22 protein-coding genes and 1 riboswitch are annotated in these 22,923 nt (G+C 29.6%); of the genes, 18 read left to right on the top strand and 4 right to left on the bottom strand.

Features of this window, described 5'->3' with window-relative positions:
• The first annotated feature begins 16 nt into the window (after positions 1–16).
• From ABF633_RS06365 to ABF633_RS06355, 3 genes are all read left to right on the top strand, one after another.
• Positions 17–604: a protein kinase gene (locus ABF633_RS06365; protein WP_415522832.1), complete on the top strand. Its 588-nt coding sequence runs from the start codon at positions 17–19 to the stop codon at positions 602–604.
• 441 nt (positions 605–1,045) lie between these two features.
• Entirely contained in the window at positions 1,046–1,606 is a 561-nt protein-coding gene (locus ABF633_RS06360) for a GNAT family N-acetyltransferase (protein ID WP_415522811.1), read from the top strand.
• A 147-nt stretch (positions 1,607–1,753) separates the two neighbouring features.
• Positions 1,754–2,689, top strand: a complete 936-nt coding sequence (locus ABF633_RS06355) for an NAD-dependent epimerase/dehydratase family protein (protein WP_415522810.1) — start codon at positions 1,754–1,756, stop codon at positions 2,687–2,689.
• Positions 2,690–2,857: 168 nt separating this feature from the next.
• Here the strand turns inward: ABF633_RS06355 and ABF633_RS06350 are convergent, their stop codons facing one another.
• The 3 genes from ABF633_RS06350 to ABF633_RS06340 all read right to left on the bottom strand — a co-directional run bounded on the left by ABF633_RS06350 (position 2,858) and on the right by ABF633_RS06340 (position 5,072).
• A complete protein-coding gene (locus tag ABF633_RS06350) occupies positions 2,858–3,250 on the bottom strand; it encodes a 5-fold beta-flower protein (RefSeq protein ID WP_415522809.1) in 393 nt (130 codons plus the stop codon).
• A gap of 161 nt (positions 3,251–3,411) precedes the next feature.
• Positions 3,412–4,116, bottom strand: a complete 705-nt coding sequence (locus tag ABF633_RS06345) for a L,D-transpeptidase family protein (protein WP_415522808.1) — start codon at positions 4,114–4,116, stop codon at positions 3,412–3,414.
• A 146-nt stretch (positions 4,117–4,262) separates the two neighbouring features.
• Entirely contained in the window at positions 4,263–5,072 is an 810-nt protein-coding gene (locus ABF633_RS06340; protein ID WP_415522807.1) for a cell wall hydrolase, read from the bottom strand.
• 1 nt (position 5,073) lies between these two features.
• Positions 5,074–5,261: riboswitch (cyclic di-AMP (ydaO/yuaA leader) on the bottom strand.
• Between the two features lie 776 nt (positions 5,262–6,037).
• Between ABF633_RS06340 and ABF633_RS06335 the strand changes: the two genes are divergently transcribed.
• The 3 genes from ABF633_RS06335 to htpG all read left to right on the top strand — a co-directional run bounded on the left by ABF633_RS06335 (position 6,038) and on the right by htpG (position 9,578).
• Positions 6,038–6,991, top strand: coding sequence for a carbohydrate kinase family protein (locus tag ABF633_RS06335; protein WP_415522806.1), 954 nt, complete (start codon positions 6,038–6,040; stop codon positions 6,989–6,991).
• Positions 6,992–7,232: 241 nt separating this feature from the next.
• Positions 7,233–7,463, top strand: a complete 231-nt coding sequence (locus ABF633_RS06330) for a DUF3892 domain-containing protein (RefSeq protein ID WP_415522805.1) — start codon at positions 7,233–7,235, stop codon at positions 7,461–7,463.
• A gap of 240 nt (positions 7,464–7,703) precedes the next feature.
• On the top strand, positions 7,704–9,578 hold the full coding sequence (gene htpG / locus ABF633_RS06325; protein WP_415522804.1) for a molecular chaperone HtpG: 1,875 nt from the start codon (positions 7,704–7,706) through the stop codon (positions 9,576–9,578).
• A 79-nt stretch (positions 9,579–9,657) separates the two neighbouring features.
• Here the strand turns inward: htpG and ABF633_RS06320 are convergent, their stop codons facing one another.
• Positions 9,658–10,032 carry a hypothetical protein gene (locus ABF633_RS06320; protein ID WP_415522803.1) on the bottom strand — a complete coding sequence of 125 codons (375 nt, stop codon included), beginning with the start codon at positions 10,030–10,032 and terminating at the stop codon, positions 9,658–9,660.
• 206 nt (positions 10,033–10,238) lie between these two features.
• Here ABF633_RS06320 and ABF633_RS06315 point away from each other — a divergent pair, with 206 nt between their 5' ends.
• The 12 genes from ABF633_RS06315 to ABF633_RS06260 all read left to right on the top strand — a co-directional run bounded on the left by ABF633_RS06315 (position 10,239) and on the right by ABF633_RS06260 (position 22,763).
• Positions 10,239–10,802 carry a hypothetical protein gene (locus tag ABF633_RS06315; RefSeq protein ID WP_415522802.1) on the top strand — a complete coding sequence of 188 codons (564 nt, stop codon included), beginning with the start codon at positions 10,239–10,241 and terminating at the stop codon, positions 10,800–10,802.
• Between the two features lie 278 nt (positions 10,803–11,080).
• The gene (locus tag ABF633_RS06310) at positions 11,081–11,524 is read left to right on the top strand and encodes a cell wall hydrolase (RefSeq protein WP_415522801.1); all 444 of its coding nucleotides are present in this window, start codon (positions 11,081–11,083) and stop codon (positions 11,522–11,524) included.
• 39 nt (positions 11,525–11,563) lie between these two features.
• Positions 11,564–11,998, top strand: a complete 435-nt coding sequence (locus ABF633_RS06305) for a hypothetical protein (RefSeq protein WP_415522800.1) — start codon at positions 11,564–11,566, stop codon at positions 11,996–11,998.
• 77 nt (positions 11,999–12,075) lie between these two features.
• Complete coding sequence (locus ABF633_RS06300; protein ID WP_415522799.1) at positions 12,076–13,410, top strand: aminotransferase class V-fold PLP-dependent enzyme; 1,335 nt, start codon at positions 12,076–12,078, stop codon at positions 13,408–13,410.
• A 381-nt stretch (positions 13,411–13,791) separates the two neighbouring features.
• On the top strand, positions 13,792–14,268 hold the full coding sequence (locus tag ABF633_RS06295) for a DsrE/DsrF/DrsH-like family protein (protein ID WP_415522798.1): 477 nt from the start codon (positions 13,792–13,794) through the stop codon (positions 14,266–14,268).
• Positions 14,269–14,513: 245 nt separating this feature from the next.
• Complete coding sequence (locus ABF633_RS06290; protein ID WP_415522797.1) at positions 14,514–15,407, top strand: acyl-CoA dehydratase activase-related protein; 894 nt, start codon at positions 14,514–14,516, stop codon at positions 15,405–15,407.
• Positions 15,407–16,498, top strand: a complete 1,092-nt coding sequence (locus ABF633_RS06285; RefSeq protein WP_415522796.1) for a 2-hydroxyglutaryl-CoA dehydratase — start codon at positions 15,407–15,409, stop codon at positions 16,496–16,498. Before ABF633_RS06290 ends, ABF633_RS06285 begins: the two co-directional genes overlap by 1 nt.
• Complete coding sequence (locus tag ABF633_RS06280) at positions 16,486–17,439, top strand: acyl-CoA dehydratase activase (RefSeq protein ID WP_415522795.1); 954 nt, start codon at positions 16,486–16,488, stop codon at positions 17,437–17,439. Before ABF633_RS06285 ends, ABF633_RS06280 begins: the two co-directional genes overlap by 13 nt.
• A 12-nt stretch (positions 17,440–17,451) precedes the next feature.
• The gene (locus ABF633_RS06275) at positions 17,452–18,816 is read left to right on the top strand and encodes a hypothetical protein (protein WP_415522794.1); all 1,365 of its coding nucleotides are present in this window, start codon (positions 17,452–17,454) and stop codon (positions 18,814–18,816) included.
• Between the two features lie 125 nt (positions 18,817–18,941).
• Positions 18,942–19,625 carry a hypothetical protein gene (locus ABF633_RS06270; protein ID WP_415522793.1) on the top strand — a complete coding sequence of 228 codons (684 nt, stop codon included), beginning with the start codon at positions 18,942–18,944 and terminating at the stop codon, positions 19,623–19,625.
• Between the two features lie 119 nt (positions 19,626–19,744).
• On the top strand, positions 19,745–21,643 hold the full coding sequence (locus ABF633_RS06265; protein WP_415522792.1) for an MASE3 domain-containing sensor histidine kinase: 1,899 nt from the start codon (positions 19,745–19,747) through the stop codon (positions 21,641–21,643).
• A 355-nt stretch (positions 21,644–21,998) separates the two neighbouring features.
• Positions 21,999–22,763: a histidinol phosphate phosphatase gene (locus ABF633_RS06260; protein ID WP_415522791.1), complete on the top strand. Its 765-nt coding sequence runs from the start codon at positions 21,999–22,001 to the stop codon at positions 22,761–22,763.
• Positions 22,764–22,923: the final 160 nt, after the last annotated feature.

The raw sequence follows: 22,923 nt of genomic DNA, 5'->3' as shown, positions 1-22,923 counted from the left end.
TAAAAAGAGGTGTTTTATGAAGCATGCTTATAGAAAATATATAGAGAATTTTGATGTAAATCTTTTACAATGCATGGTTCTAGGGAAAGGGCATAATGGAATTGTATATTTACTCCCAGATGGTAAAGTAATAAAAGTATGTTTTACAGAGAAGAGTTGTAGAAGTGAATATTATATTTTGAATAAAGTAAATGGGAATATGTATTTTCCAAGAGTTTATGGGATATGTGGAAATTATATGATAAGAGATTATGTGGGTGGAAAATCATTAAAGGATTATATAAAAGAATATGGATTTAATAGAGATATTGCACTAAAAGTTATATTACTATTTGAAGAATTTGACAAACTTAAATTTACCAAAAGGGATATTCGTTGTAAAGATATCTTTGTACAGCCAGATGCCACTTTAAAAGTTATAGATCCTAAGAAATGTTATTCTAAAGATAGAGATTTCCCAAGACATTTATCAAAAGGCTTTGAGAAACTAGGTGTTTTAGACTATTTTATGGAAGTAGTAAAAGAAGAAAAACCCAAATTATATAGAAAGTGGTTTTCTAAGGTTAAGGAATATATTAGAGAAATTTCAGAAGAGGATGATTAAGTGTAGATAGATGGTTAAAACAGTGCTTAATTCTTTAAGAATATATAGTTTAAAGTGTAAAATAAATATTGTATATACATTTTCTTAGTTATGAAATGATTATATCACAATAAGTAAACAAAATAAAAATTATAAACTAGCTGTTATAGAAAATGCTATAAGTTATATAATTAGAAATTTATGTTATCCTATTAACTAGAATGTATATACAATATTTTTAGGTTAAATACTGTATATAAGAAAAGTTTGTAAATTATAATTTATAAAAGTATGTTTTCAATAATTGTTTTGTATAATATACATATTCACTGGGAGATTGAATCTATAAAAAATTTTGTTTAGTTTATAGTATAATCTAAAATAAACTGACATATTTACTTGTTGTTTTTTTCAATATGACTTAATATAAAATATATGTATTTATGATTTGGAGATGATTAGTTGTTAATAAATAGCTTATTAAAAGGAAAAAAAGTCAGACTAACTTCATTAAATGAAGAAGATTTTCCTAAAATTTATGAATGGTATAATGATGCATATTCTCTTAGGCTTTTTGATACAATTCCAAGCTATCCATATAGCCAGGAGCATATTAGCAATTGGATTAAGGATAAGCAAAGATCCAGCAATGATTATGTTTTTGCAATAAGGAGTATAGCAAACGATGATTTCCTGGGATACATAGATTTAAATAGTATTTCATGGAATAATAGAGTTGCTACACTTTCTATAGGTATAGGTGCTTCAGATGTAAGAGGTAAAGGATATGGTACTGAAGCTATGCAGCTTATTTTAGAATTTGGTTTTCATGAATTAAATTTACATAGAATTCAGCTTTCCGTATTGAGTTATAATGAGCCTGCTATTGGACTCTATGAAAAAGTTGGTTTTGTAAAAGAAGGCTGCTTTAGAGAATATGTGCAGAGAGATGGGAAAAAATATGATATGTATTTATACGGTATATTATATGAGGAGTGGCTTAAACTCAATAAAGGTCAGTAGTAAGTTTGCTGCGACTGTTATTAAGTTGTATAGTAATATTTTTGATGAAATATAATATTTCTATTTAAAAAAATTTTTAATCCATACAGCATTAATTACAGCTTGAGTTTTAGAGGGATTAGGCTGATGCACTTGAGGAGGAAAAAAATGAATGTATTAGTAACAGGTGGAGCGGGATTTATAGGTTCACATATAGTAGATTTATTAGTTAAAAATGATTATAAGGTTTCCATCATCGATAATTTAAGTCATGGTAAAAAAGAAAATATAAATCCTAAAGCCATTTTTTATGAAATGGATATAAGAAATGAAAAAATATCAGAAGTTTTTGAAAAGGAAAAACCAGAATTTGTAATTCATAATGCGGCTCAAATAAGTGTGCCAAATTCTATAGTTGATCCTGTAAATGATGCAAGCATAAACATTATGGGAACTATAAATGTTCTTGAGGCTGCCAGAAAATTTAATATAAAGAAAATTGTATATCCAGCTTCAGCAGCAATTTTTGGTGAACCTTCCTATTTGCCAATAGATGAAGATCATCCACTTGAAATGCTATCCGGTTATGGTGTTACAAAGCATACTGTTGAACACTATTTAAAGGTATATAAATCACTTTACAATATAGATTATGTGAGTTTGAGATGCTCAAATGTATATGGCCCAAGGCAGGATTGTTCAGGTGAGGGTGGAGTAATTGCTATATTTTGTGAAAAATTATTGAATAATGAAAAACCTTTCATATATGGAGATGGATATCAAATAAGAGATTTTGTCTTTGTAAAGGATGTGGCAAGGGCATATTTAATGGCCATTGAATCAGAAGCACAGGGTATATTTAATGTTTGTACAAATTCTAAAGTTACGGTGAATGAATTATTAAGTAGTATAAATAGTATTTTACATAAAGATATATCGCCTATTTATACTGATTCAAGGGAGGGAGATATAAGGGATAGTTACATGTCCTATGATAAAATCAATAGATTTTTAGGCTGGAAACCAGAAAAAAGCTTAATGGAAGGTCTTAAAGAAACTTTAGAATATTATAATAAGTTATCAAAGGGTTCAGAGGTATTATAAGAAAGTTAGAAACAACTTTCATGGTTAAGCCTCTAAAATTAATAGTAAAATTTAAGTGAAATTTCTAGGCTATTAATTTTTAAGTGGCAACTAGAAAGATGTTTCAAAACTTTCAATTAATTATATAGACAACTTTTCTATTTGTTTTACAATCATTTACTTAAGTTGTTACCAAAAGCCATAGTTGTTGTCGTAGCCGTAACCATAGCCGTAGTTACTTCCATAACCATAGCCATGGCCGCTGTGACGACTTCCAAATATTCCACCTAACAAAAGTAATAGACCAGCAGCTGCAACTAATGAAGTAAAGGTACTGTGTACATGTCCTACATGCTGGCGGCTACCATCATAAACAGTATAATCGGATTGACTAGCATATCCTACAGGATATCCATAGCAATTGTAAACAACACCATCATTGACGTAGCCTGCTAATTGGCCATTAGGATTATAAAGACTGTTTCCATAGACATATCCCATTAACTTATTTTTTTTGCAGTAAATTCTATTTCCACGTAAATATCCATAGGTTGAATCTCTATGATCATAAATTCTTTCCACCACTTAACCCTCCTTTAGTTTGCCTAAGGCATTGTAAATAAATAATCAGTATAGGATCCATTCTAACTTACTATTTATTTTTAGATGCCTAATTTATCATCCCACTAATAATATATGCCTGGCTAATATTTATTGGGAATAAATAATATATAAAAAAATATTTATTCGAAGGGTAAAATTCCTAGTAATTTATAAACTTCATAATCTATTTTATGGGTTATTTTCAAATTATTATCTTTTCTAAATTTTAGAATAGAGCTTTTCATGGCCTCGCCGTATTTACCATCTATATTGTAGGCATAATAACCTATATTTTTTAATTTTTGTTGGACCTCGAAAACGTCGCTACCTGTGTTGCCAGGTACCAAAGTTCTAAAATGGTTATACATAAGTCCATATGGACCACCATATATCATTACACTAGTTCCACAACTGACTTTTTCATACAGATCCTCCACATCTCTATTATGCATTCTTATGCAACCGTGAGATGCATGTTGCCCAATAATTGAAGGCTTATTTGTACCATGTATTCCATATTTACCCCAGGGAACATTTAGTGCCATCCATCTAGTTCCAAAGCCACCAGACCACATTTCTTTATTTACTATTGTCCATATTCCAACGGGAGAAGGTGTGGAAGGCTTACCTGGTGTTATGATATAGGTTTTAACTATTTCGCTTGAATTAGTTTTAATTAAAAATAATTTGGACTCATTTAAATCTATAACGATAGCATAGGGCCTATTATATTCATTATCAGAGTTCTCGGTTATGGCAAAAGCTCTTAAATAGGTAAAATTTATGAATAAGAAAAAGGTAAATATAATTATTAGTAGTTTGTAAATGCACTTGTAAATTCTCATTTGTATAACACCTCTGAAGTTTAAAATATAATATTTAGATATTTATCTATTATTCCCAATGAAATTTTTTGTATGTGAGAATTTAATGGAAAGTATAATAAAAAAATAAAGCCGTACTCTGCCAAAAGGCATGTACGACTTTAAAATTAATAGGTGAATATCATTTTATCTATTCTTAATGCTACTGGTCTTGACCAAAGCCATTTGTTTGTAGCACTGTCATCAAAGTAATAAACAGCTCCTTTTGTTGGGTCTTCTCCATTTATAGCAGCATAGGCAGCTTTAATAGAATCTTGGGAGGCTGGTTTGTTTATTGTACCGTTTAATACTGGTGTAAATTGATAATGACCTGAATCTATTTGATAGATTACACTGCTTATTGTATCTGGAAAACGTGCGTCCTTTATTCTATTGAAAATTACTGCCCCTACAGCTACCTTTGCATTATAAGGTTCTCCTTCAGCTTCAGAATTTATAAGTCTGGCTAAAAGATCTATATCAGATTGAGAATAAGCTGCCTTAGAGGCGGTTTCTGTTGAAGCAGAGGTAACTGATGATTTAGTTCCTGAAGCTGTACTTGTGACATTATTAGCTTTAGAAACAGAAGGTATATTAAATATTTCACCAGGGTATATTGTATCTGTCCAACGATTGTTTGCTTTTCTTAGAGAAGCAAGTGATATATTGAATTTTTTAGATATTAAAAATAAACTGTCACCCTTTTTAACTGTATAAGTATCAGCGGAAATTTTTAATACTTGATTAGGGTATATTATATCCCCAGACAAATTATTGTCTTTTGCTATTTGAGTATAGGATGTGTTAAATAACTTGCCAATTTTGAATAGAGAGTCACCAGATTCTACTGTATAGGTGCTGGCATACGCAGGCGTAGCCAGCATAAGCGTTATACCTAAAGTACAAAGTAGCGTTTTTAATTTGTTAGATTTTAACATAAAAATTTTCCTCCTTAGCCTTCGAGGTTAGCTTAGCGGTTCGGGTTGAGGTACCCTACTCATTTTACTAAAGGCATATTGAAGAAATAACAGTATCTTTGTTTTGTTATTTCTTTATAATGTCTAATGAGATTCACCCAAAGAATGATTTCCCCCGTACTCCTTTTGGAGATTCGGCTTTATTTGTATTAGTATTATCTGCTGTAATTACTTAGTCTTTATTGATAATAACAGCATCATATGTATAACGATCTTAAGCTTAAAGGTAAATAGATTCTATACAAAGCTAAGAACGTCATGCATATTGGTATTGTAACAAAGCTTGTACCATTGTTCTATATTAAATCATAGGTAAACTAAGTTAAATAATACTATAAAGTAATTTTATGGATGGATTATTGATAATATTAAGTTTATATGTTAATTTATTCAAAAAATTTTACTATAAATATGAATAATTATCTTATAGAAATAAAATTAAATAAAAATTACTAATTATATATTGTAAAGAATCAATGAAAAAAATATAATAAATTCCTTAATGAAATTTTATGTACAGCTTATTATAATTTAAGATGTTTGAATAATAACATTTTTTAACTTTAATAATATGGATATTTTGGCATTGATAATTATATAAGCTAATGGTAGACTTAGTGGTATGAAATATGTTATGGATAACAGTGGTACATTCATGGATAGTTCATCTAAGCTTAGCGGTAGTATAAATTTCAGCTAAGGCATATGAAAATAAATAGTAAGTCAAAGATGTGACGGATATTTTTAATTATACAAGGAAACAGGTGACCAGGATAGTGAGCTATCTGAGGGCTCTGTTGACGTAGTAGGATTCAAAATAGACTAGCATACTGACTAGTTATTTATTTGAATGTGCCTAAGTAAGGTTTATTGATAATAGTAAGGAGGGGTGTGCCAGGACATAAAATTTATCCTGGTAAATTTATATGAATAATGTTTTGTGTATAGGAGAACTATTAATTGACTTTATATGTTCAGATGTAAATACTAGTTTAGACTTGGGAGAAAACTTTAAGAAAAAAGCAGGTGGTGCACCAGCAAATGTTACTGCAGCTATTTGTAGATTGGGTGGCAAGGCATCCTTTGTTGGTAAAGTAGGTGATGACCCCTTTGGTAAATTTCTAAAAGATACTTTGGATAACCTAAATGTGGATACATCTATGTTACTCATGGATAAAATTGAGAAAACTACATTAGCCTTTGTTTCACTCAAATCAAATGGAGAAAGAGATTTTGTATTTAATAGAGGGGCAGACGGATGTCTTAAATATGATGAATTGAATTTAGATAAAATATATTCAAATAAGGTATTGCATTTTGGATCTGCAACAGCGCTTCTTGGTGGCGATATGAGAGAAAGCTATGTTAGAATTATGCAGGAAGCTAAAAAGAGAAATATTTTTATATCCTTTGATCCTAATTTTAGAGACAATCTTTGGGGAAATAATGTAAATGATTTCGTTCAGGTATCAAAAAAATGTATTGAATTTGCAGATTTTATAAAGGTTAGCGATGAGGAACTAAAAATAATAACTGGTAAAAAAGATATGTATGAAGCTGTAGATGAATTAAGAGGCGAGAGCAATAAAATTGTTGCAGTAACTTTAGGAAAAGATGGTACATTAATTAGTACTGACGAGAAAACAGAAATAATACCTAGCATTAAAATTAAATCTATTGATTCTACAGGTGCAGGAGATGCTTTTGTAGGCTCTTTACTTTACAAAATTTCCTTATTAGAAGATTCAAAGGAACTTTATAAAAATTTTGATGAATTAAAGGATATTGTAAAATTTGCTAATAAGGTAGGGGCTATAGTCTGCACAAAGCTTGGAGCAATTGCAGCACTTCCTACACTTGAAGAAGTGGAAAATATGTAGCTATACTATAAAAATTATTAATTGTCTAATTAAACTTATGGAATTATACGTAGAAGAAATTTTTAATGTGAAGGTTTTCTAAATAGAGTGTGAATAGCAAATTCTGATCAAATAAGATTCATTTATGATTATAAATATAAGAGATATATTATTTTTTAGCAATTTATGAATATTTATTACAATTACCTCAAATAATATAAATGACAATAATTTGTCATTTAATAATATAGGAGGGGTAATTATGAGTGATAAATCTAAAATTTTAAAGGTTAAGAAAAATAGTCAAGGTGACATAACAGATGTAATGCTTGAAAATGGAAGTGTTCATTCTATAGAAGAAGCCATTACTATGACAAGAAATGGTGATATAGATGGGGTAAATATTGGTAAAGCTAAAAATGGAAGGGAATTCCTAAGAAGTAATCCCAATGGAGATGAAAACGATAATTTAGATAGTAAACCCACATTCTAATAAAAAGAATCTATAAAAAATATTATAAAACCCGTAAACTCACCAAATGCATGAGATTTTACGGGTTTAATTTATGATCTTTATATTAATTAAACTTAATATTCAATAAATAATATTATCATTTCAGGTGGCAGCATAAGGAAACTTGACTTACGTGCTATAAAATAATAAAATATTTTATGATGAAAAATTTCAATTAAATGGTTATTTATTATATTGATTATACGAGGAGTGATTTTGGTGAACGAAGAAAAGGGAAATATTTCAATTCATACTCAAAATATCTTTCCTATAATAAAAAAATGGTTATATTCAGACAGGGATATTTTTATAAGAGAGCTTATAAGCAATGGATGTGATGCTATAAGCAAGCTTAATAGATTAGCAGCTATAGGAGAGGCTAAAGTAAGCGATGATACAAAATATAGTGTTCGAGTAAAATTTAATAAAGATAAAAAAACACTTAAATTTATTGATAATGGTATAGGAATGACTTCTGAAGAAGTAAAAAAATATATTAATCAGGTAGCTTTTTCAGGTGCAGAAGATTTTATTGCAAAATATAAGGATAAAATGGATGAATCAAATCAAATAATAGGACATTTTGGTTTAGGATTTTATTCAGCTTTTATGGTATCTGATACTGTTGAAATAGAAACACTTTCATACATAGATGGTTCAGAAGCAGTGAAATGGCTTTGTAGTGGTGGTACTGAATATGAAATGTCAGCTTCTGATAAAAGTGAAAGAGGAACTACTATCACATTACATTTAAACGAAGAAAGTACCGAATTTTTAAATGAATATAAGCTGCGTGAAATAATTCAAAAGCATTGTTCATTTTTACCTATAGAGATATATTTAGAAGATGAAGCTGCAGAAGCTAAAGATGAAAAAAAAGAGGAAGAGAAGCCTTTAAACGATATTCATCCACTTTGGATGAAAAATCCTAATGAATGTACAGAAGAAGAATATAAGCAGTTCTATAAGGATGTATTTCATGATTTCAAAGATCCATTATTTTGGATACATTTAAATGTGGACTATCCTTTTAATTTAAAAGGCATACTTTATTTTCCTAAATTAGATCATGAGCTAAATACTATTGAAGGACAAATTAAGCTTTACAACAATCAGGTTTTCGTAGCAGACAATATTAAAGAAGTAATTCCAGAATTTTTAATGCTTTTAAAAGGAGTTATAGATTGTGCTGATTTGCCTTTAAATGTTTCAAGAAGCTTTTTACAAAATGATAGAAATGTAACTAAAATTTCAAAACATATAAGTAAGAAAGTAGCAGATAAGCTTACTGAGCTTTATAAAAAGGAAAGAGAAACTTATAATAATTTCTGGAATGATATAAATATGTTCATTAAATATGGATGTATGAAAGAAGAAGACTTCTATGACAAAGTAAAGGATATAATTATATTTAAAAATACTGAGGGAGTTTATGTGACTCTAAAAGAATACTTGGAAGCTAATAAAGAGAAACATGAAAATAAAGTATTCTATGTGGATAATGAAAAGCAGCAGTCTCAATATATAAGAATGTTTAAGGAAAATGGATTGGAAGCTATTATATTGGATTCAAAAATAGACAGTCATTTCATAAATTTCCTTGAAATGAAGGAAAGTGGAGTTAAATTTAACAGAATAGATTCAGACATATCCGATACTCTTAAGGATAAGAATTCTGAGGATGAAAATAAAGAAGAAATAGAAAAAGAAACTAAGACTTTAGAAGATCTATTTAAAAATATTTTGAATAATGACAAAATAAAGGTTGATGTGGAAAGTCTAAAATCAGAAGATATACCAGCGGTAATACTACTTTCAGAGGAATCAAGAAGGATGCAGCAAATGAATAGCATGTTCCCGGGAATGGATACTGCAAATATGTTTCAAAATGAAGAGACCTTAGTACTTAACAGAAAGAATAATTTGGTTAAGTCAATACTTTCAAAAAATAATGATGAAAGTAAGAAAGAGGATATAAAATTAATAGGTGAACATATTTACGATTTAGCTATGATGAGCCACAAACAACTAGATGGCGAAGCTATGGCTAGATTTATATCGAGAAGTAATAAGATATTGACAAAGCTTATATAAGAAATCATCAATTAAGCTAAGCTTAGTATAGTGAAAACTTTATGCTAGCTTAGCTTAATTATTCTAAGTATCTGACAGATTATTTTAAAGTATTAAGAGTATCCTTTCTGTTTTCCTGTCTATCTTTTAAATTTTGAAGATCAGATCTACTCATGTTATCTGCATTATGATCTAGATATCCCTCTCCATACTGAATATTCTTTTTTAAATTCTCTTTTTCATTAGTTGCCCCGCCTTCTTCATGAATAATTTTATTTTCCAGGGATGTAATTTCATCTCTTCTTTTCTTTTGCTTATCTTTAGCTTCATCAATAGAATCATCATTTGCAATATCACTATGTTGCTCCAGATGTCTTTCTGTTCTTGTATATTTTTCTACAACATTTTCAAGTTCATTTATTCTATTTAATTTTTCCTGATCATTTGAAGATTTATTTTTTGTACTAATTGTCATAAATGTACCCTCCTCATAGTGTGTTAATTCATATTTAATAACTATATGACATCGATATATAATGTAACCTGATAAATTAAAATATATACTTTGTAATAAATTGAAAATATAAATTTTTTATATAAAATTTATATTATCCTGCACATTATTGTATGTTGAGAATAACATGATAGTATGAGTCTAATATTTTAGGAGGAAATTTTATTATGCCAGAATTTTATTATAATTCCTTATATAGACAGGATTCTTCATCAGAAGAAATACCAGCTGTACCCATAGAAGAGAAAGATGATATATTTGATGATAATAGAAATCAGCAGTATCCTGTAGGAAGTACACTTGGAAGTAATAATTCAAATATGAGTGTTACTCCCACACCTATAACAACTACCAGTCCCATGGGAACCAGTGTTAGTCCTGCAAGTACAACTATGCCTGCAGCAGGTGGCAACGGTGGAACTGTAGCTGGAATGGGCACTGTAGGTACTCAAGGAACTACAACCCCATCTGTGACATTACCTACAACATCTACTGGTTGTGGTGGAGCTGCACCAGCAGTAGATAGTATAGAATACACCCAGGGTTACCTAAGAACTCAAATAGGTAAAAGAGTAAGAGTACAATTTTTGCTTGGGACTGGTACATTTCAGGATAGAACAGGAGTATTGCTGCAAGTTGGTATAAGCTATATAATTCTTAGAAATGAAGAAACTAATACTAATGTATTATGTGACATTTATTCCATAAAATTTGTTGATTTTTTTAATTAAAATAATTAAATCACCATAGGCTGTAAATAAATTTATACTATGCAATCTATAGTATTTTTACATTAATTATTTACAACATATAGTGAATAATTTTTACTTAATGTACTTTTTATCCGACGACTACCGTCCGTAATACTCCCATCGCACTCTGTGAAAGTGGGAGATAGCGGATGCTACGTCCTTGGATAACGATTTCTAAGCATCAGAGGTCATAACCAAAAACTCCATCTGATGCCAAGAACTCTGTTTATATTGTTTTTGAATAATGAGGTGAAAATATGGCGTACTCAGATAGAGAGCTTATTGCAAGACTAATTAAATGTGAGGCTGGTGGTGAAGGAGACAATGGAATGAAGGGAGTAGCTACCGTCATTATGAATAGAGTTAGAGTACCTTACGGGGAATATCAGAGAATAGGTCAAGGAGATCCTAGAAAGGTAATATATCAACAGGGACAGTTTGATTGTGTAAGATCTGTACTGGGTGGAGTGGCTAATCCACAGACCATTTGGGCTAACCCTCCAGAGCAAATTCATTATGACATAGCAGATTGGGCACTTGCTGGAAATCGATTATTTACTATAGGAAATTCATTGTGGTATTTTAATCCTTTTAATCCAAATTGTCCTACTAATTTTCCCTATAATGGAACAGGTATTTTCCAGGTGAGAGTGCTACAGCATTGTTTCTATAATCCTACAGAATTATATGCTCAGACCTAGATAATGTACTATGCAAGCAAGTTTTAAGGAGGAAGTTCTATGACTCATGAAGACTACAATGATGATTTCTATAGGCAGAAAAACGCAGATATATATGATGATGAAATATTTACACCTGATAATAATTTATCAGAAATTGAAGAATGTAAAAATGAAGATAGTAATACTTTTAATAATAGAGGAGTTACTCCAGTGCAAAATCAGGTAAGTACCGTTGAGGAACGTCAAGAGTTATTCACAATAGCACCAGGATCTCCAACAGTTCTTGGAATTGAATATACTCAGGGATATTTAAGAACAATTATAGGGAGACGAGTTAGGGTTACATTTTTATTGGGAACAAGTTCATTGACTGATAGAAGTGGTATATTAACACAGGTTGGCATAAGTTATATTATTTTGAGGCAAACTGAAACAAATACAGATGTCCTCTGTGATATATATTCTATAGAATTTGTCAATATATTTGATTAAGTAAAATGCTATATAGTGTAACAGTATATATTTTTTTTAATATATTATTAGGGAATTAATATTTTAAAGGAAGGAATATGTACTATAATCTTAATAAATCTATATACAGAAATTTAATTATAGGTGTAGATACTAAAATTCCAATAAGTAATGGAGATATTGTAACAGCTATAAATTTTGATAATGCAGCCACAACACCTCCCTTTATTTCGGTACTTAAAGAAATTGTTAACTACTCTCCATGGTATTCATCAATTCATAGAGGAATTGGATATAAATCTTTAGTTTCATCTAAGCTCTATGAGGGTTCAAGGAAAACTGTATTGGATTTTGTGGGAGGAGATATTGAAAAGGATACAGTTATATATGTAAAAAATACTACGGAAGCTATTAATAAATTATCTAATACTTTATGTAAAGATAATAGGCAGAATTTTCTACTTTCAAGTGATATGGAACATCATTCTAATGACTTACCATGGAGAAATAAATATAATATAGATTATGTGTCAGTAGATAAATGTGGAAAACTGAGTTTAAAGGACTTAGAATATAAATTGAGAAAAAATAATGGAAAAGTTAAACTTGTAACTGTAGCTGGTGCATCTAATGTTACGGGATATGTGAATCCTATATATTCTATTGCAGCACTTGCTCATAGATATGATGCAAAAATTCTAGTAGATGGAGCACAACTTGTACCACACGCACCTATAGATGTAAAAGCCCACAATTCAGAAGAGCATATAGACTATTTAGTTTTTTCTGCTCATAAGATGTATGCGCCCTTTGGAACTGGAGTATTAATTGGTCCAATAGATACATTTAAAGATTCAGCACCAGATTATGTTGGTGGAGGTACGGTGGAAATAGTTAATCGCAACTATATAAAATGGAAATCGCCACCTGATAAAGAAGAGGCAGGTTCTCCTAATATTATGGGAGTAGTAGCTCTGCTTTCAGCCATTAAAACTTTGGGAAGTCTAGGCATGAATAACATTAGAAATTACGAAGAGTCATTAACTCAATATACAATAAATAGGCTTAAAGCTTTGTCAGATGTTAAGCTGTACTGTGTAGCTGATAAATTTGCTGCTAGAGTTGGGATAATATCCTTTAACGTTAGAGGAATTCCACATGATATAATAGCTAAAATACTCTCTTATGAATGGGGAATAGCTGTAAGAAATGGATGCTTTTGTGCCCAGCCTTATGTAAGAAAATTATTGAATATAAGTGAAGAGGAAGAAGAGCATTATATAGAAGATAATTCAATAAAACGTCCAGGTATGGTTAGAATAAGCTTTGGAATGTACAATGATTACAGTGAAATAGATTTAATGGTAGATGCTATATCAGAAATTGTAACAAATAAAGAATATTATTTAAATAAATATGGAAAAGAAGTATAAATGGTACTATCATTTGTACTTCTTCTTTTTTATATCATAACCATTCTTATAATATATATAAACAGAATTCTTGGCATCAGGTGGAGGTTTTGTTTATGACCTCTGATGCTTACTAACAGAGTTCTAAGTATCGGTATTTTCGATACTTAGAACTCGTTGTCCTTTAGGGTAAGGTAAGTCGTTATCCAGGGACGTAACCACTCTTTACTCCCACTTGAATAAGATGGGAGTATTAGAGTGGGTAGTCATCGGACAAATCTAAAAAAGTAGTAAAATTTATTGTTTAATTTGCATAAAAAAGTTATTTTATGCAAATTATAAGCTGAAAGTAGTTAAAACGGGTTCTATTTTCGAATGCCTTAATGAAAGGAGAATTTATTAATGAATAAGAAATTAAATTTATTGATGTTTAGTGGAGATTATGACAAAGCCCTGTCAGGATTAATACTAGCAAATAGTGCCAAGAATGTAGGCGCTGAAGTGTCCATTTTTTTTGCTTTTTGGGGATTGTGTCTTGTAAGAGATCCAGAGAAGATGAATTTAGAAGATAAAACAGCTTATGAAAAAATGTTTGATATAGTTACACCTAAGGGGCCGGACAGTCTTCCACTTTCAAAGATGAATATGAGTGGTATTGGTAAAAAAATGCTTGTAAAGATGATGGAGGAAACAGATACACCTACCTTAGATGCATTTTTAAAAGGAGCAATTAAAAAGGGAGTAAATTTCTACGGTTGTAAATTGTCTGTGGAAGTTATGGGATTTAAGAAAGAAGAACTTCTCCCTGAAGTTAAAATTATTACAGCTGACGAATATTTAAAGGATGCTTTTGATTCAGATATTCAATTATTTATTTAATTTATTAGCAAAGGATGAATATTTTATATTCGGGAAGTCAAAAATTTATAATGAAAATAAATGAATAAGGCATGAGAAAATAAATAGTAAGTCAAAGATGCGACGAATATTTTGAATCATACAAGGAAACAGGTTCTGAGGATAGTGGGCTATCTGAGGGTTCTGCTGACGCAGTAGGATTCAAAATAGGCTAGCATACTGACTAGTTATTTATTGAATATGCCTAAAGGAAGGATGTGTTCCTAATGAAAATAGGTATTCCTAAGGGCCTTTTATATTATAAGTATTATCCTTTTGTAAATAATTTTTTTAGTGAACTTGGCGCAGAAATTATAACTTCAGAAGATACAAATAGAGAGATACTTGATTTAGGAGTGAAATTTTCTGTAGATGATGCATGTTTACCAGTAAAAATCTTTCATGGACACGTAGCATCCATTAAAGATAAATGTGATTTTATATTTATACCACGTTTTATGGAGGTAGATAAGGGGCAGTCCATATGTCCTAAATTTTGCGGACTTCCGGAGATGATTAAAAACAGTATACCAGAACTTCCACAGATTATCACTGAACCTATTTACGGACTAAATGATAAAAAAATGTGGGAATTTTCAAAAAAAATTGGTAAAAAATTAAACAAGGGCAGGAAAAGTATAGAAAAGGCCTTTGTTGATTCATTGATTATTCAAAAAAAGTTTAATTCCGGTAAATGCGATAAAAATTACAAGCTTAAAATTGCTTTAGTAGGTCATCCCTATAATATATATGATAGTTTTATAAATATGGATATAATAAAAAAATTAAATGAAATGAATATCGGAGTTGTGACGGAAGAATATGTTGAAAAAGAGTTTATAGATGAAGAAGTGAATAAATTATTTAAAAGGCCCTTTTGGACTTTTGCAAGAAATTCTTATGGATTTGCTGCTCATGTTGGAGAACATAAAGAAGTTGATGGCATAATATACATATCTTCTTTTGCCTGCGGCATTGATTCCGTAGTAATAGAACTTATAAAGGATAAATTGAACAATTTTCCAATACTTGTACTCAAAGTGGATGAACAGACAGGAGAAGCTGGAGTGGAAACTAGGATAGAAGCCTTTACTGATATGTTAGAAAGAAGGTGTAGTTAATGCGATTGACTATGCCTCATTTAGGCAATGCATATTTAGGTGCTAAGGCTTTATTTGATGGACTTGGCATCGAATTTATTGTACCTGAATTTAGTAATAGGGAAGCTTTAGAAATTGGAGCAAAATATGCTCCTGATGAAATATGTCTGCCTTTTAAAATTATGTTTGGCAATATAATACAAGGGTATAAAGCTGGGGCAGATACTGCTATAATAACTGGAAGCTGCGGGCCTTGCAGGTATGGTGAATATTGTGAAATATTTAGAAATACCCTTAAAAGGGCAGGGTGTGATATTGAATTAATAGTAATAGATCAGCCTAAAGACATAGGCACAAAAGAATTTCTTAGAAGAATTGGAAAGGTAGCAGATGCTAGTGATAAATCGAGAAATGAAAAAATTAAAGCTTTATTTAATGCTTATAAAGTTATAAAACTTATAGACTACATAGAAGGTGAGGCACGATACCTAGCTGGATATGAATTAGAAAAAGGTCAGTTTAAAGAACTTTTGAATAATTGTAAAAAGGATGCCGCTAGCTGTAAAGATCCATTAAAGATGATAGAAATCTTAGAGAAATATAAAAAAGATTTAAAAGGTATTAAGATTGATAAAACTAAAAATCCAATTACCATAGCAATAATAGGCGAAATATATACTATATTAGAACCTTTTGCAAATCTTTATATAGAAGATAAGCTTATGGATTACGGTGTTTCTCTTAAAAAGGGAATAACACCTAGTTGGTGGGTTAAAGATGCTGCCTTAGTACCCTTAAGAATTAATTCAATAAATATAAGAAGGGCATCTAAAAAGTATCTGCCCTTATATATAGGAGGTCATGCAAGAGAATGTATAGGGGAAACAGTTTTAGCTGAAAAAAACAATATGGATGGAGTAATACAGATATTTCCACTTGGCTGCATGCCAGAGATAGTAGCTAAAGCTATATTACCGAAAATTTCAAGGGATAAAGATTTTCCAATTATGAGTCTTGTAGTAGACGAAATGACAGGTGAAGCTGGTTATTCTACAAGGATAGAGGCGTTTATTGATTTACTTGAAAGGAGAAAAGAAAAATGTATTATATAGGTGTTGATGTTGGATCTGTCAGTACAGATATTGTGCTTTTAGATGAAAATATGAATGTAATTGAGTCACTATATCTAAAAACAAAGGGAAATCCATTAAAAACAATAAAAGAAGGATTTAAAAGGTTACAAGATAAGTATTGTGATGAAGAAATTAAAGCGGTAGGAACTACTGGAAGCGGAAGACAGATTGCTTCATTTTTAATTGGAGCAGATGCAGTAAAAAATGAAATAACTGCCCATGCGGTGGCTTCCTTGGAAATAGAAGAAGATGTAAGAACTATTATTGAAATTGGTGGTCAAGATTCTAAAATAATAATTTTAAAAGATGGAATTGTTACAGATTTTGCCATGAATACCGTATGTGCAGCTGGGACTGGTTCCTTTCTTGATAGGCAAGCTGAAAGGATTTCAATACCTATAGAGGAATTTGGAAACTTAGCATTACAATCCAAAACACCTGTAAGAATAGCTGGGCGATGTGCAGTATTTGCAGAGTCAGATATGATACATAAACAGCAGGTGGGCTACAGGGAAGAGGATATTATCAGGGGTTTATGTGAGGCCTTAGTAAGAAATTATTTAAATAACATTGCAAAGGGAAAAGAATTAAAAACAAAAATATTTTTTCAAGGTGGAGTAGCTGCAAATATAGGGATGAAACACGCCTTTGAAAAGGAATTAGGTGTTGAACTGTATGTTCCTAAATATTATAACGTAATGGGAGCTATTGGAGCAGCCATAATTGGGAAAAATACAGTTAAAAAAAATAGTGGTACTACTAAATTTAAGGGATTTAAAACCGCCAGTGGAAATTTTAACTCAAGGAGCTTTGAATGTGATGGATGTTCAAATAGATGCGAAGTAGTAAAAATTATTGATGAAAAAAATAGTAGTGGATGTTTTGGAGACAGATGTGGAAAATGGAGTAATTGCAGCTAAGGAGAGTGAATTATGATACATTTGGAATTAATACACTACATCTATGTGGCAGTGATAATTGCTATAATTACCATAATGTGCTTTAAAAAGGATGTAGTTCTTCCCTGCATAGTTGGTATTTTCATTATAGGTTTCATTTATAGTGGAAGTATAATGTCATCCATCCAGATTTTATATAGAGCAATAGTTACTTCCAGTAAGGCATTTTTAGAAATAGTAATAATTATAACTCTAGTTAATGCAATGTCTAAGGCATTAAGTGATTTGGGAGCAGATGTAATAATGATAAATCCTATTAGAAAACTTATGCTTAATAGTAAAAGAGCATTTTTTATATTAGGATTTACTATGCTTATATTTTCATGGTTTATTTGGCCTTCACCAGCAGTAGCCTTTATAGGTTCACTGATGGTTCCTGCTGCCATAAAAAGTGGCTTACCAGAAGTGTGGGCAGCTGTTGCTTTGGATTTATTTGGAAATGGGATGGCACTGTCCAGCGATTATTTTATTCAAGGAGCACCATCTATAACTGCAAAGACAGCCCATATTCAAGATCCACTTAGAATTGTAAGGGCAAGCTTTCCATTGTGGATAGTAATGAGTTCTGTAACCGTAATATCTTCTGCTGTTATTATGGGAAGGGATTTAAAGAAAATTAAAAATATAGATAAAAGTGAAATTGAGAATATAGATGATAATTCAAGATTAGGTAGTAAGATTATTGCCATAGGAACACCACTTTTTTTTATGGCAGATGTCATAATAATGTACATCTTTAAGCTAAAGGGTGGAGATGCAACTGCTCTAATTGGAGGAACCGCCATAATCATAATGTGTGTAGCCTCTATGGTAAACTATAAGTTTAAAAATGCATTGGGAAAAGTTACCTTGTATATTAAAGATGGAGCTATGTTTAGTATGAAGGTTTTTGCGCCTGTAATTATAATAGGAGCTTTCTTTTTTTTAGGGAGTAAAGAAAGTGCTCAAGAAATACTTGGCTTAAATACAAATGGATTTTTAACAGATATAGGTGTTTTTATATCACAACATATAAAAATGAATAGGATTTCAGTTATATTAATTCATTCTAGTATTAGTGGTATGCTTGGAATAGGTGGATCTGGATTTTCTGGTTTACCTTTAATAGGAACTTTAGCACAGGTTTTTTCTTCAAGTGTACACGTGGATGAGGCTTCACTGGCGGCATTAGGGCAAATTATAACTATATGGATAGGCGGAGGCACTATAATTCCATGGAGTGTTGTACCTGTGGCGGCTATTTGTAATGTAGAACCATTTGAGATAGTGAGAAAAAATATAATTCCTGTTTCGTTAGGTATCATAGCAGTAATAGCTACAGCAATATTTATATTATAGATACATAAAATATAAATGGTGTTTTACAGAAGTTTGATTGTAAAAAAATAGAAAATATACTATAATATGCATAAGAAGAAGTTAGTATAATAATATGTTATACTAAAAAAGGGGGAAACTTCAATATGCTTACTGAAATTAATATACATAAAAATAATATAAAACAAAAGTTGCGTATTAGAAAGATTTTAAACTACCTTAAAAAAAATATTTTTTTAATAGGAATTATTTTATTGTGTATATTCTTAGTGTCCAACTTACTAATGTATGATACTGGAACAAATAATGTAAACTCAAGAAATTCATTTAATGTAACCAAAGTATATATTATTAGTATAATAACAGGCATTTTAATAGGTTTTTTCTTAGCTTTATTTGTAGAAGTATGGTATAGAAAAAGGATTTTACAGGATAGAAATAGGGAGACAGCAAAAAATTATGCCAGAATTTTTAAAGCAGATATTGAAAGAAGTTATAGGTTATTTCGAAATAAGAGATTTGAATTAATAAAAATAACAGATATAACTATTGTGAAGAATTGGCTTCAAGGCTTTGGATACATATCTACTGAACTTAACAAAGAAGAAATACAACAATTCATAAATTATTATTCTAGAATAAACAAATTAATGGAATATGAAGAAAGAATAAATGAGCATCTTGAAGGAATGCAGTATACCACATTAAAAAATTATCCTTATATGAAAGAGTATAGAAATCTCGTAGCAATATTTAGTTTTGAGATTAATAATCTTTTTAAGGTTGACATTTCTAAGATAAAAGAAAAATTAAGTATGCTATGTAGATAATTAAATTTTAAAAATATAATTAAATATTTAGTATATTTAATTGTTACTGTTATAATGATAGGTAGGTAACAATGTAATTAAAATATTCTTATAAGAAAAGGTCTATAAAGGAGTAAGTTATGGAAAAAATTCATAAAATTAAAATTAATTCTAATATGGCTAAAGAAATTAAATTAGAAATAATAGCTATACTTGTTTTTTTTGTTATATTAATATTATTGAGCAAAAATGATATTTCCTCATTTCGTATTATTGTAGATATTATATCTGCTGTTGTAGCTTTAAATATATTTATTACATCAGTAAGTGCTAGTAAGTATTTAAAACATAACTTAATAATTTTAGCTGTAATTTCCTATGGGTTTATAGGAATCATTAATTTGTTATATGTTATTACCTATAGGGGATTAATCTCACCTGGTTTAGTTAGTCTAGGTTTTACAAAAAATTTTGAACTTATAAGAAATTGTGTACAAACTATTTCCGCTATATTAATAATTTTTATAGCTGTTAAAAATAGAAAAGACTATAATAAAAATATTTTTAATATGCTGATTATTTCAAGTATATTTATAGTCAGTGCTCAGCTCTTATGTAATTTTTATGGAGATGTATATGAAAGTATATATGCAATTAGTCAGTTTGTTGAAATTATAGGTTTTTATTTAATTTATAAAGTTATTATAAATTTTTCCATAAGAAAACCTTACAATGAATTGTTTTCTAAATTAAATAATTTAAATAGTGAATTAGAAAAAAAAAATGTAGAATTGCAGAATATAAATGATAAATTAAAAAAAGAAAATTTTAAAAGGAAAGCTACATCAGTGATTCTTAAAGAAACTATACAAAGATACAGAACAGTTTTAAGTTTAACGCCTAATTTAATTATAATAACTAAAAATAATAAATGTATTTTTGCAAATAAAGCTGCATTAAATTTATTTAAATTAAAAAATACCAAGGAAATCATGGGAAAAGACATATTAAATTTTGTACATAAAGATTATCAGCAAATAGTAAAAAAAAGAATGGAAACTATAAAGGCAAGTGGTGGAGAATGTCCTTTTATAGAGGAGAAGTATATAGCAGCAGATGGAAGTATGTTTTTTGTGAAGGCAACAGTTGCGTCTGTTCCCTATGATAGTGAACTTGCAATAATTATAGCAAGGGATATAACTGAAAGTAAAAAAGCAGAAGAAAATGAAAAGCTTTTGGAAAAGGTACTGCAATCCGATAGAATAAGAAAGGATTTTTTTGCTAATATATCTCATGAACTTAGGACACCATTAAATGTTATATTTACATCTGTACAATTACTGGATATGAATTTTAAAAAGCTTAATATTAATGATAAAAATTTGAATAAATATTTAAACATGACTAAACAAAATTGCTATAGACTTTTAAAACTCATAAACAATCTAATTGACATAACTAAAATTGATTCAGGATACTTAAATATAAGTCTACAGAATTGTGATATAGTGGCAATAGTTGAGGATACTGTAATGTCTATAGCTGAATATATTAAGAGTAAAGATATTGAAATTATATTTGATACTGAGATAGAAGAAAAATATCTTGCTTGTGATGAAGAAAAAATGAGCAGAGTAATTATAAATCTACTTTCAAATGCAGTTAAATTCACAAAGCAAGGTGGGAAGATAACAGTGAATGTTTATGATAAAGGAAATAAAATACTGATATCTGTCAAAGATACTGGCATAGGTATTCCAGCAGAAATGAAAGATAGCATATTTGAAAGATTTATACAGGCAAAGGAATCTTTAGCTAAAGAATGTGGTGGTAGTGGTATAGGACTTTCCATAGTAAAAGCATTAGTAGAAATGCATAAGGGTAAGGTTTGGGTTGAAAGTGAAGAGGGAAAGGGAAGTGAGTTTTTAATTGAACTGCCAATTATATTATTAGATGAAAAACAGATTTCAAAAAGTCATGATTTAGTAAATAATAAGAACAGCATTGTAAATATAGAATTTTCAGATATAATGAATTGATTAGTCTGGAAGAGTTTTTTCACATATGCATATGGAAATTTAGTATTTAAGTACAATTATATAACATAATATCTACTAGTTAATATTGATATCTGTTAATATATTACAATAGTAAACGTTTTATTGAATGGATATAATATATTTACGGGTATATTTTAAAACTTTTAGAGTTTTAGAATATACCTGTTAGCATTTAGTTTCCATTTATTAAATGAACAATTTTAATTACAACTTATATATGATAAAATAAATTATAAATTTAATTCTTGCAGTTTATTTCATAGCTGGCTGATGCAGCACTTCAGCTACACTACAAAAAAAGTTAACAAATAAAAATAAATAGGAGGCTTTGCATATGTTTGATACTCATGTTCATACTACCTTTTCTACTGATTCTAAGCTTACTATAGATGAGGTTATTAAAAAGTCACAGGATGAAAATTTAGGAATTATTATAACAGAACATATGGATTTGAATTTTCCAGCAGCTGGTGAATTTATATTTGATATAGATAAATATTTTGAACAATATAGTAAATACAGAAATGATAGACTTCTGCTTGGAGTAGAACTGGGTATGAGAGATGACTGTATAGATGAAAATTCTAAAATAGAAAAATCTCATCCTTTTGATTATGTATTGGGATCTATACATTTTGTGAACGGTATAGATATATATGAAAAAAGTTTTTATGAAGGAAAAACTAAGAAAGATACTTACCATGAATACTTTGAAAATATGTTAAATAATATTAAAACTCATAATTACATTGATAGCCTTGGACATATTGATTACATATGTAGATATGCTCAATATGAGGACAAGGAAATATATTATAGAGAACACAGCAGTATAATTGATGAAATATTTAGCACTCTTATTGATAGAAATATAGCTATAGAAATAAATACAAGGAGGCTTTCAAATAAGCATACAGCTAAAAGTCTTGTGGAAATATATAAAAGGTTTGCAGACCTTAAGGGCAAATATGTAACCATTGGTTCTGATTCTCACAGCGAAAAAAGTATAGGTAATAATTATAAAGATGCATTAGAAATTGCCGAGCTGTGTGGATTAAAAGCAGTATATTTTAAAGATAGGAAAATGGAATATATTTAAACCATTCAGTATTAAATCTAAAATAAAAACATTAATAACATATAATTTTTATTTATGTTGGAAATGTTCTTAATTTTTTGTTGACATTTTTAATTTTAATTGATAATATTTTAGTATAGTAAAGTAATAAAGCGATAAATTGATAAAGTTGAGTTTATGG

This window comes from Clostridium sp., assembly GCF_047718555.1.
In the GTDB taxonomy this organism is placed as follows: Bacteria; Bacillota; Clostridia; order Clostridiales; family Clostridiaceae; genus Clostridium_I.
The sequence above is the reverse complement of the archived record's forward strand: the minus strand, read 5'-3'. Positions and strand labels throughout refer to the sequence as shown.

What these genes read in the sequence shown, in the direction of transcription:
- ABF633_RS06365 (WP_415522832.1), top strand. Translation starts at nt 17, where the DNA reads ATGAAGCATGCTTATAGAAAATATATAGAGAATTTTGATGTAAATCTT.
- ABF633_RS06310 (WP_415522801.1), top strand. Translation starts at nt 11,081, where the DNA reads ATGGCGTACTCAGATAGAGAGCTTATTGCAAGACTAATTAAATGTGAG.
- ABF633_RS06295 (WP_415522798.1), top strand. Translation starts at nt 13,792, where the DNA reads ATGAATAAGAAATTAAATTTATTGATGTTTAGTGGAGATTATGACAAA.
- ABF633_RS06290 (WP_415522797.1), top strand. Translation starts at nt 14,514, where the DNA reads ATGAAAATAGGTATTCCTAAGGGCCTTTTATATTATAAGTATTATCCT.
- ABF633_RS06260 (WP_415522791.1), top strand. Translation starts at nt 21,999, where the DNA reads ATGTTTGATACTCATGTTCATACTACCTTTTCTACTGATTCTAAGCTT.
- ABF633_RS06275 (WP_415522794.1), top strand. Translation starts at nt 17,452, where the DNA reads ATGATACATTTGGAATTAATACACTACATCTATGTGGCAGTGATAATT.
- ABF633_RS06335 (WP_415522806.1), top strand. Translation starts at nt 6,038, where the DNA reads ATGAATAATGTTTTGTGTATAGGAGAACTATTAATTGACTTTATATGT.
- ABF633_RS06285 (WP_415522796.1), top strand. Translation starts at nt 15,407, where the DNA reads ATGCGATTGACTATGCCTCATTTAGGCAATGCATATTTAGGTGCTAAG.
- ABF633_RS06340 (WP_415522807.1), bottom strand. Translation starts at nt 5,072, where the DNA reads ATGTTAAAATCTAACAAATTAAAAACGCTACTTTGTACTTTAGGTATA.
- ABF633_RS06355 (WP_415522810.1), top strand. Translation starts at nt 1,754, where the DNA reads ATGAATGTATTAGTAACAGGTGGAGCGGGATTTATAGGTTCACATATA.
- ABF633_RS06265 (WP_415522792.1), top strand. Translation starts at nt 19,745, where the DNA reads ATGGAAAAAATTCATAAAATTAAAATTAATTCTAATATGGCTAAAGAA.
- ABF633_RS06305 (WP_415522800.1), top strand. Translation starts at nt 11,564, where the DNA reads ATGACTCATGAAGACTACAATGATGATTTCTATAGGCAGAAAAACGCA.
- ABF633_RS06345 (WP_415522808.1), bottom strand. Translation starts at nt 4,116, where the DNA reads ATGAGAATTTACAAGTGCATTTACAAACTACTAATAATTATATTTACC.
- ABF633_RS06320 (WP_415522803.1), bottom strand. Translation starts at nt 10,032, where the DNA reads ATGACAATTAGTACAAAAAATAAATCTTCAAATGATCAGGAAAAATTA.
- ABF633_RS06315 (WP_415522802.1), top strand. Translation starts at nt 10,239, where the DNA reads ATGCCAGAATTTTATTATAATTCCTTATATAGACAGGATTCTTCATCA.
- ABF633_RS06270 (WP_415522793.1), top strand. Translation starts at nt 18,942, where the DNA reads ATGCTTACTGAAATTAATATACATAAAAATAATATAAAACAAAAGTTG.
- ABF633_RS06300 (WP_415522799.1), top strand. Translation starts at nt 12,076, where the DNA reads ATGTACTATAATCTTAATAAATCTATATACAGAAATTTAATTATAGGT.
- ABF633_RS06280 (WP_415522795.1), top strand. Translation starts at nt 16,486, where the DNA reads ATGTATTATATAGGTGTTGATGTTGGATCTGTCAGTACAGATATTGTG.
- ABF633_RS06330 (WP_415522805.1), top strand. Translation starts at nt 7,233, where the DNA reads ATGAGTGATAAATCTAAAATTTTAAAGGTTAAGAAAAATAGTCAAGGT.